Raw genomic sequence first — 14218 nt, 5'->3', positions numbered from 1 at the left:
TAAGGAAGCTCGGCTTTCCGTCGAATTGCTCCGAGGCGACTATCGCGGCATGGATTACGGCGAAGGTTCCAGCTTTCCCTTCGCTCTCTGGACATAAGAGCCGATCCCGCTTTTTCCTCATCAATGCAAACTTGATTGTCACTCATCATAGCATACGCCAAAACGCTTTTCAATATATCAATTACTCAACCGAACGCTACTTCACAAAATCCATATTATGCAAAAATCACACATCCCGCAACCCTTCACACACCGTAAGCATCCAGTGCCGCATGCAAAGCGTCTCCTGCCGGCAGCTCAAAGCCATGGCGCAGCAGCACCGCTTCGAGCGCGCCAAGCGTCAGCAGCACATTGCGCTTGCTGCAGCTATACCCCATCGTGCCGATGCGCCAAATCCGGCCTTTCAGCGGGCCGAACGAGCTGGCGATCTCGATGCCGAACTGCGCAAGCAGCATGGAGCGCACCGATTCGCCGTCGATGCCGGACGGAATCTCGACGCAGGTGACGACCGGCATTTTGCAGGCCGGATCGCCGAACAGCTTCAGCCCCATCGCTTCGAGTCCGGCCACGAGCGCTGCTTCGTGAACACGATGGCGGGCGAAACGTTCCTCCAGCCCCTCCTCCAAAACAACCCGCAGCCCTTCGCGAAGCGCATAAAGCATCGAAGTCGACTCTGTATGATGGTTCAGCCGCGCCGGGCTCCAGTAATCCTGCAGTTGGCTCAAATCGAGATAGTTGCTTTGGATTAGCGCCGACAGCCCTTCATGTTCCCCATCCTCACCCGGCATACGCAGTCCTTGCTCAATCCGTTTCCGCTTCAGCAGTTTCGCCTCGGCACGCGAATTGTACGTGATTGGAGCCGAGCCGCTCGGTACTGACAGGCACTTCTGCGTGCCGCCAATCACGGCGTCGATCAGCCAATCGTCGGTTGCCACCTTCACGCCGCCGATCGTAGCGACCGCATCGACGACGAATAATGCGTCAACCTCACGGCAAGCTTCCCCAATGCCCTCGAGCGGCTGCATCCGGCCGGTCGAAGTTTCGCCATGGACGAGCGCCAGCACGTTGGGCTGATGCGTACGGATCGCGGCCGCAATCTCTTCCGGCGAAAACACCGTTCCCCATTCCGTCTCTATCGTCACGATATCCGCGCCGCAGCGGCGGGCGATTTCGACGAGCAAATGCCCGAATCGCCCATAGATCGGCACAAGCACTTTATCGCCCGGCTCGATGAGACTCACCAGCACCGCCTCGATGCCCGACCGCGATGTGCCGTCTACTGGAAACGCCCACTCGTTCGAGGTCATAAACAGCTGCCTCAGCATCCCCATCGTCTCATTCATCAAGTCAGTGAACTCGGGATCGAATTGCCCCAGCACCGGGTAGGACATCGCCCGCAGCACGCGTGGCTCGGCTTCAACCGGCCCCGGCGTCATAATGATGCGCGGCGTCGGCGATAAATCTTTATAAGGCTTCACATTCACATTCACACTCACAACAGCTCCCCCTCGTAACCCAGTTTGTACAATAGCTTGGCCAGCGCCATAATGCCGATGGCCAGCTCCTTCGGTGATGTATACTCGTCCGGCGAGTGCGAAATGCCGCCCCGGCTAGGCACGAACAGCAGCGCGGTCGGACAGCTGTGATGAAACATTTGTCCGTCGTGCCCCGCTCCGCTAACCATCCGCTTCGACGGAATGGCGAGCTCACGGCAAATGTCGTCCAGCTCCTTCTTCAGCCTCTCGTTCATTGGAACCGGCTCTTCGCGGAACCATTCCTCGCAGGCAAAGTCGAGACCCCGCTCCGCCGCGATCCGCTCAAAAGCATCCACCGTCCAGCGGCAAAACGCATCCAGCTGCTGACCGTCGGCGTGACGGGCATCGACCGTAAACTCTACCTTGCCTGGCACGACATTGACCACGTTCGGCAGCACCTGCAGCCGCCCGACCGTCGCAACGAGCGGCGGTCCTAATCGCACCGCTTCCTGGCGCAGCAAGCCGATCATCGCACTCGTTCCTTCAAGCGCGTCGCGGCGCATATGCATCGGCGTCGTGCCCGCATGATTCGATTCGCCGCCAATCGTAAATTTCAAGCGGCGCTGGCCGGCGATCGCTTCCACGACGCCGAGCGACAGCCCTTCCCGCTCCAGCACCGCCCCTTGCTCGATATGCACCTCGATATAGGCCGCCATGTCGGCACGGCGGGCTGGCGCACCCGCTCCTTCCCCAAACCCGCAGTCCGCCATTGCCTCGCGAAACGAAATGCCTTCCTCGTCCTGCAAACTGTCGATTTGCGCAAAGCTCCGTTTGCCGACGACGCTTCCCGATCCCCAGTAGGCCATTGGAAAGCGGCTTCCTTCCTCCTCGCAAAGCGAGACGACCTCAAGCGACCGTACCGGCTGCCCATACGTCCGCTGCAAATAATCAATGGCAAGCAATCCGGCCACAATGCCGTATGCCCCGTCATATTTGCCTCCCTGAACGACAGTATCGATATGCGAGCCTGTTATGATAGAAGGCGCAGTCTCCTGAACGCCCTTTATTTTCCCGTATAAATTACCGATTTCATCAAAAGACGGGACTAATCCCAGTTCCGTCATTTTCCCTTCCAGCGCCCGTTGGGCGGCCAGCCACTCCTTCGTGTACAACAGCCTCGTTACGCCGGGTTCGCCGCCGCGTGTAAACGACGCGAGCCAATTCAGCCACAATTCGGCTTCTTGCTCGAAATAAGCAAGCAGCGTCTCTTTTTTATTCGTATCGGTCAGCAGCCCCAGCTCCAACATGACGTCCACTCCCTCTATCGTCCGGTCTCTCTATAACCCATCCATTTGCCTTCCTTCGCTGCGGAAAGCCCGGCCTCTTCATCGTAAACTTTAATGCCTCTCACATAAGTGGCAACCACTTTGCAATGCATCTCTTCTCCGATGTAAGGATTATGCTTATGTTTATGCAGCAGCTGCTCCTTAGTCAGCGTATACGTGCGTTTCAAATCGACTATCGCAAAATCGGCGTCAGCCCCGACGCGAATTTCGCCCTTTCGATCCGCCAAACCGAATCGCTCAGCCGGTCCTGAGGACAGCATGCCCGCCAAGAGCGGCAGCGGCAAGCGTCGCTTCACATGCCCTTCGCCCACAATCAGCTCAAGCGAGTTCTGAGCGCCGGCAATGCCTCCCCACACTTCGAAGAAATGAGCGCCGCGTTTCAGCTCCTCCGGGCAAGGTGAATGATCGGAGGCTATAATGTCGATATTCCCCGCTGCAACGGCCTGCCACAGCTTCTCCCTCTCCTCCTCGCTGCGAAGCGGCGGCGCGCATTTGGCGGAAGCGCCCTTCTCGGTCATTGAATCGGACGTCAGCTTCAAAAAATGCGGACACGTCTCGACTGTAACATCGATTCCCCGCGCTTTCGCCGCCATAATCGCCCGCACGCCCGCTTCGCTGCTAATGTGTACGAAATGGAGAGCGCAGCCCGTCTGCTCGGCGTAAAACAGCGCACGGTTCACCGCTTCGAGCTCGGCCAGAATCGGCCGGGAGGCCACATAATCAGCAGCCGTCGTCCGCCCCTCGCGAAGCATTTCGGCGCTCAGCTTCGACACAATCGGTTCGCTTTCCGCATGCAGCGCCAACACCTTGCCGACCGCAGCGATTCGCTTCATGCCCTCGTACAGCGTATAGTCATCGACCTCGCGGAAAGCGTCCTCGCTTGGATCGCCCGGAGACGACATGAATGCTTTGAAACCGATGACCCCCGCCTCATGCAGCGATTCGATATAGTCCAGTTTACCCGGCACCAGGCCGCCCCAGATCGCATAATCGACACTCGACCGCCCTATCGCCGCTTCCTGCTTCATCTTCAGCGCATCCAGCGTTACGGTTGGCGGAATGCCGTTCAGCGGCATATCGATATACGTTGTACAACCGCCCGCTGCGAGCGCCGCAGACCCGGTTTCGAACCCTTCCCAGTCCCCCAGTCCCGGCTCGTTCAAATGGACATGCGCGTCGACCATACCCGGCATAATTGTCAGTCCCGTCGCGTCGACCACCTCGACAGAAACTGCCTCCTCCGCCAATCCGCTGCCAATTGCGATAATTTGGCCGTCACGGACTGCCACGTCGACCGCAGCCGTCCGATCCTTCAATACGACCGTACCGTTCTTGAATAGGGTAATCGCTGCTTCGTTTGTCACTGTCGCCACCGCCCATCTTCCATAGTTGCAGGATGGGCCGCCGACCGGAAGGTCAACGGCCCGAAATCCTTCGGTTTATTTGAATTCGGACGTAATCAGTTTGCCGTCCACATCTTTCAGCAAGCTTAGATCATGGTAGGAGGTCGGAGCCGGAATCGACTTAATGTTGCCGACCGACTTCAAATACTCACCGACTGCCGGGCCATTGGAGCCATTCACGTACGTATCGCTTACTTCCATCGTATACACGTTTCGGGACATAATTTCCGTCAACTCCGCTTCGGTCAAATGAAGCTCAGGCGCGAGCACTTTAATCGCTTCTTCGCGGTTGTTGTTGATGTAGTCAGTCGCCTTCTTCAAGCTGCGCAGCACAGCTTTCAGCGTATTCGGATTTTTCTTCAGGAAATCGTCCGTTACTTGGATGGACGTATGTACGCTCATCCAGTTCACGTCGCCTTGCTTCTCCGGCAGATCGCTCTTCGTGCCGCTAAACAAGAACTTGCCGCCGCCTTGAATCGCCTTCGTAATGAACGGCTCCCATGCCGCCATTGCGTCGATGTCGCCTTTCTCCAGCGCAACAACCGCATCGCTTGGCGCGAGGTTGACGTATTTGATTTTGCTGGCGTCTACGCCGAGCTCTTTCGCCATGTTGTTGATGGCAATTACGACGTCGGCTCCGCTCGGAATACCGATTGTTTTGCCTTCCAAATCCTTCGCGCTTTTAAGCTCCAGCTTGCTTGAGCCAACCACCGCTTGCGTGCCGGCGATTTGCGCCAAAGGAGCGATAATTTTCACCGGTACCTCTGTCGATTTCAAAATAATATCCATAAAGTTCGTTTGAATGCTGACCGGCGCGCTGCCGCCTGCTACCATCGGCCCAATATCCGGACCGCTTTCGATCAGCTTGCTTGTTACGTTAAGTCCTTCTTCTTTGAAGAAGCCCATTTTGTCGGCAATAATTTGCTGCGAGGAAATTTGCGCGTCACGGACGCCAACGAGCGTCAGGTCAGTCATTTCAAGCTTCGTGCCGGAGTCTGCGCCGCCGCTTTCCGAAGCCGGCTTGTCGCCTCCTCCTCCGCATGCTGTCAGCATAAGCATAAGCGCCGTTCCGGCAATCCCCGTCTTGAACCATTTGTTTCCCTTTTTCATCTCGATCCCTCCACTTTTCTCTTTAAAATTCGCCTCTATCCATTACCCGAAAGGCAGCTTGCCGCATTCGGCGGCAAGGCCGGCCCTCACGCGAGCGCTGCGGTTTATTTCTGAACAGCTTCCCGCAAACCGCCTTTGCGCCAAGCAAGCACCTTTTTCTCCACCAGCTTGAGCAAATAAGACAACAAACTGTATTCCAATCCGATAAGGATGATGGCTACGAACATATTGGTGATTTTGAAATAGTTGCGCGCGTCTACGATGATGTAGCCGAGGCCCGAATTAGCCCCCATCATCTCGGATACGATAAGCGCTCCGAAGCTCAAGCCGAGCGATACCTGCGCACCGACGAGAAAGTTCGGGAAAGCCGACGGCAGCATCACGCGCAAGAAAATTTGTCTTTCCGAAGCCCCTAGGCTCATAGCCGACCGGATTAGCGTCGAAGGCACCGACTTGAAGCCGTCGAGTGTGTAGACGAGCACCGGTATAAATGTCGTCCAGGCAATGAGCAGCACCTTCGGAAACTCGCCGATGCCGAACCAGATAATGAAGAGCGGCAGCAGCGCAAGCGCCGGAATTGGGCCGACCAGATTAAGCACCGGCGACAGCCAATACTCGACGATTTTGAACTTGCTCATCAGCACGCCCAGCGCAAGCGCAAGCACACTGCCGATGGCGAATCCGATAATAATTCGAATCGTACTCGCTACGATACTGTCGAGGATGATGCCGGTTTTCGCAAGCTCAATACCTTCCTGAATTAGCACGGTTGGAGCCGGCAAGAAATTCGGATTAAACAGCTTTACCGTCACGTTGATTCGGGAGAAAATTTCCCACAAAACAAAGAACAGAATCGACGGCAGGATCGTCCATTGCTGAATGGAAAAGCGCTTGCGAGCCGCCGGCAAGCTTGCCGCCGTCAGTACGCCCTCTCCTCCGCCAGCAAACGTTTTCGCTTCTTTCATACAACCCCCACCTTTATCTCAGCCAGCTCTTGCTCCTCATCCATCAGCACCCGCTCAATCCGGCTCATCATTTCACCAAAACCTGCTGAATGAGACGTTCTCGGATGCTTGATCCCAATCTCGAAAATTTCCGCTATCGCCCCATGCTTCATCACGACAACCCGATCGGCTAAATAAACGGCTTCGCTGATGCTGTGCGTGACGAACAGGATCGTCGGCTTCAGCTTGCTGCAAATCTTTTGCAGCTCGACGCGCATCATCTCCCGTGTTAGGACATCCAGTGCGCCAAACGGTTCATCCATGAGCAAAATATCTGGCTTACCGGCGAGCGCCCTTGCAATGCCGACCCGCTGCTTCATGCCGCCTGACAGCTCGCCCGGGTAGCTGTTGGCATGCTGCTCCAGACCGACCAGCTTTAGAAACTCCACCGCCGTTTCCTTCGCCTTCGCCTTCGCCTTCGGAACCTTCTGTACTTCTGGGCCGAACGCGATATTATCCAGCACCGTCATCCACGGGAACAGCGCATGATCCTGAAACACCATACCTCTTTGCTTCGAAGGGCCGCTAATCGCTTTTCCGTCCACCGTAATTTCGCCTGTGTCCGGGGTCATGTAGCCCGCTATCATATTAAGCAGCGTCGATTTTCCGCATCCGCTGTGGCCTAGTATGCAAATAAACTCGTGTTCCTTGACCGTGAGGTTGATGTCACCCAATATCGTTCGTTCACCGAACCCTTTCCCCACGCCGCGCACTTCCAACTTCATTTCCTCAACCCCTATCGACTTATTTGTTAGATATCCTTACACGAATAAGTGATTTATGTTATACATCATAAGCGGAACTCGAACTTCTGTCATTATGCAATTTAGCCAAATAACCTGCCTTTTCATTGGTTAACTTAGACAAACCGCGTATTTACAACCTTTTTCACCCGTGTTATAAATGTTATATAATCTGACACAAAAGAAGGCGTGTGCGATGCAATTAAAAGAACTGATCGCTCTTCCGATATATACGAACGCCAAAGTGATCGCCGGCCATTCCGGCATAGGCAACACCGTACAGTCGCTTACCATCATGGACGCCCCAGATATTATTCATTTCTTAAAGCCGCAGGAGCTGCTGCTGACGACCGGCTATGCGCTGAAAGATCAGCCCGGCGCGCTGCTCGCGCTGGTCACTAATATGGCGGCGGTTGGCTGTGCCGGGCTGGCCGTCAAGACGAGGCGCTTCATTGCCGAAATGCCCGCCGACGTGCTGCAGCGGGCTGACGAGCTGCATTTTCCGATTATCGAATTGTCGCTTGAGCATTCACTGGGGGACATTGCCAATCAGAGCCTGAGCTGCATTTTAGAGAAACGGACAGACGAACTGCATTACGCGCTCACAACGCATAAGCAATTTTCCAAAATGATTATGCAGGGCAAGACGCTGTCCGACATGCTCGAAGAGCTTGCCGAGCTAACGGCCTCGCCAATCATGCTGATTGGAACCGATTGCGAGCTCCTGCTCGCCTCCTCCGGATTTCCCGGACCATGCGAGCAAAGCTGGCTGGAAGCCGTAAGAACTTACACAGAGACGACTGCGCCGGATTCAGCGGTGGAGCTGCCGCTCTCGGACGGGGAGGATGGCGCAAAGCCCGCCAAGCTCGAGCTGCTGCCGATCTTTACCTTCCAGTTGGAGGGCTACTTGGCAGCAGCCTCACCGGAGGACGGAAGCCGTCACTTCCGCAATCTTGCCAAGCATGCGATGGAGCAGGCGGCTAACGTCATTGGCCTCGAACTGATGAAGCGGCAGGCCGTCAAGGAACGTTCGCGCCGGTACAAAAATGAATTTTTTTCCGACTTTGTGGATGGCCTTATCACCTCTGAGCAGGAGCTGATGCATCGCGGCAAGTATTACAACCTGCTTAATCAGCCTTTCTACATTAGCGGAGTCGCAAGAAGCGACGCCCCCTTCGAATCGACAGGCTCGCGGGCACAGGAAGCGGACGGCCGTTCCATCTCCGAACGAGACCGCCACTATAATGCGCTCAAATCAGAAATCGCCAAACTGGAGCTGCGTTTTGTGCTGTTTACGAAAAGCGATTATTTTGTCCTCATCATCGCTCCCCACTCTCCTAGCGACCTATCCGAGAGGAAGGAGAATCGGCTGCTCGAGCAGCTGGAGGAGGTCATCGTCCATATGAGCGCCCAGCATGGCATTTCGCTGTCAATCGGCGTCGGCAACCCCGTGTCAAAACTGACCGACGTGCCGCTCTCCTACAGGGAGGCGGTGGAGGCGCTTCAAATTGGTTATAGTGAGCGGAAAAAGCAATTCGTGCAGCCCTATCGGGCCAAAAATTTCAATTATTTGCTGAGAATGTTGCCGAGGGAGGAAATGAAGGAGTATTACGAAGAGACATTTCGAGAATTGCTGCTAGTCGAGGACAGAGAAAAAATCGATTTACTGAAGACGCTGCGCGTCTTTTTCGATACGCATTGCGGGCTTGCCGAGACGGCAAAGCAGTTGTTCGTTCACCGCAACACAGTGACCTACCGGCTTGAAAAATGCGAAAGGCTCACCGGCCGGAATTTACGCGATTCCGCCGAGAGCCTTCGTTTCCGCACCGCTTTCGCGATGGAGTCCCTGCTCGCCGAGCAGGGCTAGAGAAAGATTTTTCGTAAATAGTCGTTCAACAGCAGGCCGTCGGGATCGAGCTCCTCACGAACCGCCTTGAAAGCCCGCCACATTGGGTAGCGCTCCGCTAGCTGACCGGCTTGCAGGCCGTGCATCTTTCCCCAGTGCGGCCTGCCGCCGTAACGAAGAAAGATTTCTTCCATGTCGGCAAAATACCGCTCGTGCGGCATCCCTTTGAACATATGAACGGCAATATAGGCAGAATCGCGATCATAAGCCGGGCTGAGCCATATATCGTCGCCCTTGGCGTAGCGGCACTCGATCGGAAAATGAACGCGATATCTCTCGCGTTCGATCTTTTCCCTCATTTCGCGAATGACATCCGCCATCGCTTCCGCCGGCAGATTGTATTCCATCTCATTGAATCGCACCAGCCTCTGTGTAGCAAAGATCCGATGGCTATAGTTAACCTTGCGCCCTACCGGCACCTGCGAAGCCGACAGACGGCTGATCGCCTTGCTCGTACCGGGAAGCTTACGACTCATTTCCGACAGCAGGCCAAACAGCGAGTTCTCAATCCATACGTCGCTGATATGGTCCCATACTTTGCGACCGGTCGCTTCCTTATCGGTTATGTTCATCACCTTGATTTGACTCGGCTTGGCATAAGGAAACCAATAAAATTCAAAATGTCGATTGGCTTCGCGGAGCGGCTCCAACTGCTGCAGACAGTCGTCCAGCAGCATTCGGCGGCTTTCGTATTCCAGCTTATAGCTCGGACGAAGCTTCAGCGTCAACTGGACGATAATACCCAGCGAGCCAAGCGATACTTGCATCGCCTTAAACCAGTCGGGATGCGATTCTCTTGTTACGTCAAGCACTTCACCCGTGCCAGCTACGATCTTTACCCCAACCACCTGTGTCGAGATGTTGCCAAAGCTGATTCCCGTCCCATGCGTGCCGGTGCTGACCGCTCCCGCAATCGACTGCACGTCGATGTCGCCCAAATTTTCCTGCGACAGACCATTCTCGAACAGCAGCTCGCCAAGCAGCTTCAGCTTCGTTCCAGCCCATACCGTGGCAGTGAAGCCTTCCGGATCGACGCCAACGATTCCTTGCAGCCCATCCAACGAGATTAACAGTTCATCCGTGGCTGCGATCGGCGTAAAAGAATGGCCCGAGCCGACGATCCGCAGCCGCCGGCCCTCCCGTCTGCATACGCGCACCGCCTCCGCCACTTCGTCGACGGAACGCGGCATCCGGATTTCCTGCGGGCGGGCCGTTACCGAGCCCGACCAGTTCGACCAGAGCTTCCCGTTTGCCGGACTACTCGTCACTGTGACGTTTTTTGCAGCGGTTCTCTTATCGCTTCGCGCATCGATACTCATAAGAAGCACTCTCCCATTCCGCGATACGTTGCGTACTCGTCGACGACACGCCCTTGCGAGACCGCGTACAACTTCGTAAAACGCTCGCAAAGCTCGCCTGCCTTCGCATGGCGGAAGAAGACCGGATCACCCGGCTCCAACTGCAGACCGGGCGGCACTAGCAGCGGCGTCTGCACCTCTCCGGCGCCTTCCAGCGAGAACAGCTTTAGCCCTTCCGGCAAGTAAGGCTTCACCTGCTTATCGGCCGCAATCGGACCGGAAGCGGTATAACCGCCCCCCATGCAGGTGACGATATCAGCTCGCGGCCGACGTATGACTTCGACCGCGTAGCCGGCCGCCGGCTTGTATCGGAATTTCTTATAATTATCGAACAGCCCCGGCGAATAGAAGCCCGAACCAGCCGTTATTTCCGTCACCCAAGGCTCCAGCCGCGAACTGTCCATGCTGCCAGTCCCTCCTGCATTGACGAAGCGAAGCGTTTCGCCCTTCAGCGCCTCGTTCAGCTGCTCGACCGCATCGCCGCGCCGTCTGGCGGACAGTCGTACAGAACGCTTTTGAAGCATGCGAACGATACCGTTCTTAAGCGCATTACCAGGCGCGTTGTCTCCAACGCCGGCAATTTGCGCCTCGTAGCCCATCAGTCCGTCGAGCTTGAGCCAAGGCGATCGAATGATATAGTCGGCAACCGGCAATAGCTGGTGGGCCGACTGCAACGGCGAGCGCCAGACGCCGAAATGCAAGCCCGGGTAATCGGATGACATATCAAGATCGAGACAGAGCGGAATGGGGACATGCACCTTTCTCTCTTCCGCAAGCCGTTCAATTTGCCGCACATGAGTGATGGAATCGACCATAAACACAATCGTCCGTCCCTCTTGAATCAACGTGATCAGCTCGGCGATCGCCCCCGGTTCCCATTGGGGATAGCCGAGCAGCAGATCGTCGAAGCCTTGCTTGGCGAGAAATGCCGCTTCTCCAGCCGTGTAGCACATGATTCCTTGGAATGCGGGATCGATGTTCAGCAGCCGGCGCAGTACATCAACGGAACGGATCGACTTGCTCGCCAGCCGCACTTTTTTATCCCCGGCCGCCTTGGCGATCGCCCGCGCGTTATCGTCCAGCTTATCCAAATCGACGAACGCAAACGGTTTCGGTATGCCTGTAAACGCTTCCTTATATTTGTCGTAAGTCGCCATTGCCTCAAGCTCCTTCCTGTATTAAACAACATATTCTGGCAATGGACGAAATATCCTGCAACAGATTTAAAGCGGACAACGACAAAATATACCGTCGCTCGACCTCTGCGTCCCCGTTCAATGCTTACCCTCGGTAGAAAAAGCAAACAGCCCGGCGAATCATCCATTCACCGGGCTGTTTCTATATGGAAGTCTCGGGCTGCTGCGCCGCTTGGCCGCAGGCTCTCGAGAGCCTCAGACTTATCGCTGGCATTGGCGTGCAGGCTATTTCTGCACAATCCGCAAGGCGGCGTCCATAGCGCCAATCACCTTGTCGGTCCAAACGTCGAATTCTTCGTCAACCGTTTGCAGCTCTGGATGAGCCAAAATATGATCGATTGTCCGCTTCATCCCTTGGTCCAGACGAACCGTTGCAACGAAATCGGGCACGAGCCGCTTCAGCTTGCTATTGTCGAACACGACCGTATTCGATTTGTCGCCAAGCAAGCCTCCACGGTAATCATCCAAGCCGCATGCAGCCAAAAACTCGGAGGCTACGTGCACCGCTTTCAGCTCCACGCCAAGCGAGTCAGCTATAATTTCGTAAATTTGATTCCACGTTACCGACTCGTCGGACGTAATGTGCACCGTCTCTCCTAGCGCGTGAATATTACCCATCAGGCCGATAAAGCCTTTGGCGAAGTCGCTGTTATGCGTCATCGTCCACAATGAAGTGCCGTCGCCGTGAATAATGACCGGTTTGCCCTCCAGCATCCGCTTCGCAACCTGCCACGTTCCGTTCCTGCCGTGCACGCCCATCGGAATCGTGCGCTCGTCGTACGTATGGCTCGGACGAACGATTGTGACCGGGAAGCCGTGATCGCGATACAGCTTGTTCAAATAATTCTCGCAGTCAATTTTGTTGCGGGAATATTGCCAATACGGATTGGATAACGGTGTCGATTCCGTAATCCGGTAATCAGACAGCGGCGTTTGGTAAGCGGAAGCCGAGCTGATGAAGATGAACTGCTTCGTCTTGCCGTTAAACAGCCGGTAATCGCGCTCTAAATGAGGCTGCTCGAAGGCAATAAAATCAGCAATGACGTCAAATTTCAAATCGGCGATTAGCTCAGCTACGCGAGCCTCGTCGTTAATATCAGCTTGCAGGATGCGCGCGCCTTCTGGCAGCTCGGCATTGCGGCTGCCCCGGTTAAGCAAGTACAGCTCAGCGCCCTGCTCGATCAATTGTCTCGTTATGGCCGAACTGATCGTGCCCGTTCCGCCGATAAACAATACTTTCATTTCATCCACCTCCGCACATAGTCAATGGCAGCGTGTACACGCTATCCTCTTAACGATAGCACGGATGAACGCCTATTGCCACAGACCTCAAGGACCCTGCTGCCACATCTCGGATCAAGCTTCCTTAAGCAGCAACCAGCTACCCCGCTTCGAAGCCGAGATTGACCGGCGCTTTCGGCAGCGATTCTTGATTAGAACTGTCGGTTGTCGGCGTCTTCTCATCCACTTCCACAAAAGCGAAATTATCGGCCCACACTTTGCCGCTGCCGCTCAGCAGCACGCCGAAGGCGATGGCATGACTGTTCTCCGGCACGTCGAGCACGACCGCATACTGGTTCCAATCGGCCGTTCCCCGTATAGGACGATCTTGCATATTATCGAATTTCAAAGAATCGCCGTTCCGGTTGTCTACGCGCATCCATATCCCAGCCCAGCCGGACTCGACGCCCTCCGCCTTCGCAAACGCCGTTAGCTTCAGCCGCTTCCCGGCGTACGCCTCAGCGCTGAACAACTGCATGAGCGTCACAAAGCCGCTTGTCTGCTTGCCATTCGCCTGCAGCAGCACCGATGCTGTTCCCATATGCGCTTCCTTCGCGTCCACCGAGACCGAATATCCCTCCACCTGTTGCCCGGTTACCATCCACCCTTGCGGCACTTGTCTTTGATCCATCTTTGTAGGCTCTCCCTTCGTTTTCGCCAGAGATCTCGAGTAGCTGCGATATTGCCCCGGTGTCAGCTGGAACACTTTCTTAAATGCTCTCGTGAACGCCTCTTGCGACTGAAAATGGTAGTTGAACGCAATGTCCAAAATGCGCTCGTTCGTATGCGCCAAATCGGCGGCTGCCTTCGTCAGCCTACGGTTGCGGACATATTCCGCCACGGTATGGCCGACAAGACGGTAAAACAGCCGATAAAAATGCTGTTTCGAAAACAATCCCGCCTTCGACACCTGCGGAAGGCCGATCGGCTGCGACAAATGCCGTTCGATATACGCAAGCGACGCCTGCACCTGCCGCCTATGCCGTTCTTCGTTCGTCCCCATGTCCGCTCCCTCCCCGTTTCATTTCCCGCCTTAACCTTACCATGGATGGAAAAGTTCTCTTTTGATTTATTTTCTCATCTTTCGGCTCAAAACCGAAATCAGTGCTTGACTATAAGTGAGGGGAAATACTGCGGGTCAGAGGGTTCTTCCGATCGCCATTAAAGCCTGATTCCTTTATTTAATAGAGGTTTGAGGTAGGAATCATGCTTTAAAAGCGACCACTGCCGTTTCTCCAGAATCCCTCTGTCCCTTCGCTACTCTCATCTTTGCCGTCAAGAACTGATTTTGATGTAGAACCCATCTTTCGTTCATTCCTTTCTTGTTTGTACGTTCGGCTTTCGCCAACGGATGCACCCGAGCATAAAAAAAAACGGCCCCGCGCTCAGGGGCGCA

11 protein-coding genes are annotated in these 14218 nt (G+C 55.2%); 1 reads left to right on the top strand and 10 read right to left on the bottom strand.

Annotation, left to right across the window (positions count from 1 at the left end; translation table 11 throughout):
* Positions 1 to 245 precede the first annotated feature (245 nt).
* The 6 genes from ACFVTB_RS08755 to ACFVTB_RS08730 all read right to left on the bottom strand — a co-directional run bounded on the left by ACFVTB_RS08755 (position 246) and on the right by ACFVTB_RS08730 (position 7063).
* A complete protein-coding gene (locus ACFVTB_RS08755; protein WP_387747913.1) occupies positions 246 to 1478 on the bottom strand; it encodes a pyridoxal-phosphate-dependent aminotransferase family protein in 1233 nt (410 codons plus the stop codon).
* Positions 1479 to 1492: 14 nt separating this feature from the next.
* A complete protein-coding gene (locus ACFVTB_RS08750) occupies positions 1493 to 2782 on the bottom strand; it encodes a M20 family metallo-hydrolase (RefSeq protein WP_387747517.1) in 1290 nt (429 codons plus the stop codon).
* Positions 2783 to 2796: 14 nt separating this feature from the next.
* Positions 2797 to 4185, bottom strand: a complete 1389-nt coding sequence (locus ACFVTB_RS08745) for an allantoinase (RefSeq protein ID WP_387747515.1) — start codon at positions 4183 to 4185, stop codon at positions 2797 to 2799.
* 75 nt (positions 4186 to 4260) lie between these two features.
* Positions 4261 to 5334: an ABC transporter substrate-binding protein gene (locus ACFVTB_RS08740; RefSeq protein WP_387747513.1), complete on the bottom strand. Its 1074-nt coding sequence runs from the start codon at positions 5332 to 5334 to the stop codon at positions 4261 to 4263.
* 104 nt (positions 5335 to 5438) lie between these two features.
* Positions 5439 to 6299, bottom strand: a complete 861-nt coding sequence (locus ACFVTB_RS08735) for an ABC transporter permease (protein WP_387747511.1) — start codon at positions 6297 to 6299, stop codon at positions 5439 to 5441.
* Positions 6296 to 7063 (bottom strand): ABC transporter ATP-binding protein, encoded by a 768-nt coding sequence (locus tag ACFVTB_RS08730; RefSeq protein ID WP_387747509.1) that lies wholly within the window; start codon positions 7061 to 7063, stop codon positions 6296 to 6298. Before ACFVTB_RS08730 ends, ACFVTB_RS08735 begins: the two co-directional genes overlap by 4 nt.
* Before the next feature lie 214 nt (positions 7064 to 7277).
* Between ACFVTB_RS08730 and ACFVTB_RS08725 the strand changes: the two genes are divergently transcribed.
* The gene (locus ACFVTB_RS08725; RefSeq protein ID WP_387747507.1) at positions 7278 to 8948 is read left to right on the top strand and encodes a PucR family transcriptional regulator; all 1671 of its coding nucleotides are present in this window, start codon (positions 7278 to 7280) and stop codon (positions 8946 to 8948) included.
* Here ACFVTB_RS08725 and ACFVTB_RS08720 read toward each other — a convergent pair.
* The 4 genes from ACFVTB_RS08720 to ACFVTB_RS08705 all read right to left on the bottom strand — a co-directional run bounded on the left by ACFVTB_RS08720 (position 8945) and on the right by ACFVTB_RS08705 (position 13825).
* On the bottom strand, positions 8945 to 10306 hold the full coding sequence (locus tag ACFVTB_RS08720) for a D-arabinono-1,4-lactone oxidase (RefSeq protein WP_387747505.1): 1362 nt from the start codon (positions 10304 to 10306) through the stop codon (positions 8945 to 8947). The two genes, ACFVTB_RS08725 and ACFVTB_RS08720, sit on opposite strands and share 4 nt — an antisense overlap.
* A complete protein-coding gene (locus tag ACFVTB_RS08715) occupies positions 10303 to 11502 on the bottom strand; it encodes an amino acid deaminase/aldolase (protein ID WP_387747503.1) in 1200 nt (399 codons plus the stop codon). Before ACFVTB_RS08715 ends, ACFVTB_RS08720 begins: the two co-directional genes overlap by 4 nt.
* A gap of 264 nt (positions 11503 to 11766) precedes the next feature.
* Positions 11767 to 12783 (bottom strand): SDR family oxidoreductase, encoded by a 1017-nt coding sequence (locus tag ACFVTB_RS08710; protein WP_387747501.1) that lies wholly within the window; start codon positions 12781 to 12783, stop codon positions 11767 to 11769.
* A gap of 139 nt (positions 12784 to 12922) precedes the next feature.
* The gene (locus ACFVTB_RS08705) at positions 12923 to 13825 is read right to left on the bottom strand and encodes a helix-turn-helix domain-containing protein (RefSeq protein ID WP_387747499.1); all 903 of its coding nucleotides are present in this window, start codon (positions 13823 to 13825) and stop codon (positions 12923 to 12925) included.
* Between the last annotated feature and the right edge of the window lie 393 nt (positions 13826 to 14218).

Origin of the sequence: Paenibacillus sp. NPDC058071 (genome assembly GCF_042885235.1) — a bacterium.
Classification (GTDB): domain Bacteria; phylum Bacillota; class Bacilli; order Paenibacillales; family Paenibacillaceae; genus Pristimantibacillus.
The sequence above is the reverse complement of the archived record's forward strand: the minus strand, read 5'-3'. Positions and strand labels throughout refer to the sequence as shown.

Bases quoted from the DNA above. Each gene is read 5' to 3' on its own strand.
- ACFVTB_RS08730 (WP_387747509.1), bottom strand. From the start codon at position 7,063: ATGAAGTTGGAAGTGCGCGGCGTGGGGAAAGGGTTCGGTGAACGAACG.
- ACFVTB_RS08735 (WP_387747511.1), bottom strand. From the start codon at position 6,299: ATGAAAGAAGCGAAAACGTTTGCTGGCGGAGGAGAGGGCGTACTGACG.
- ACFVTB_RS08740 (WP_387747513.1), bottom strand. From the start codon at position 5,334: ATGAAAAAGGGAAACAAATGGTTCAAGACGGGGATTGCCGGAACGGCG.
- ACFVTB_RS08715 (WP_387747503.1), bottom strand. From the start codon at position 11,502: ATGGCGACTTACGACAAATATAAGGAAGCGTTTACAGGCATACCGAAA.
- ACFVTB_RS08750 (WP_387747517.1), bottom strand. From the start codon at position 2,782: ATGTTGGAGCTGGGGCTGCTGACCGATACGAATAAAAAAGAGACGCTG.
- ACFVTB_RS08705 (WP_387747499.1), bottom strand. From the start codon at position 13,825: ATGGGGACGAACGAAGAACGGCATAGGCGGCAGGTGCAGGCGTCGCTT.
- ACFVTB_RS08710 (WP_387747501.1), bottom strand. From the start codon at position 12,783: ATGAAAGTATTGTTTATCGGCGGAACGGGCACGATCAGTTCGGCCATA.
- ACFVTB_RS08725 (WP_387747507.1), top strand. From the start codon at position 7,278: ATGCAATTAAAAGAACTGATCGCTCTTCCGATATATACGAACGCCAAA.
- ACFVTB_RS08720 (WP_387747505.1), bottom strand. From the start codon at position 10,306: ATGAGTATCGATGCGCGAAGCGATAAGAGAACCGCTGCAAAAAACGTC.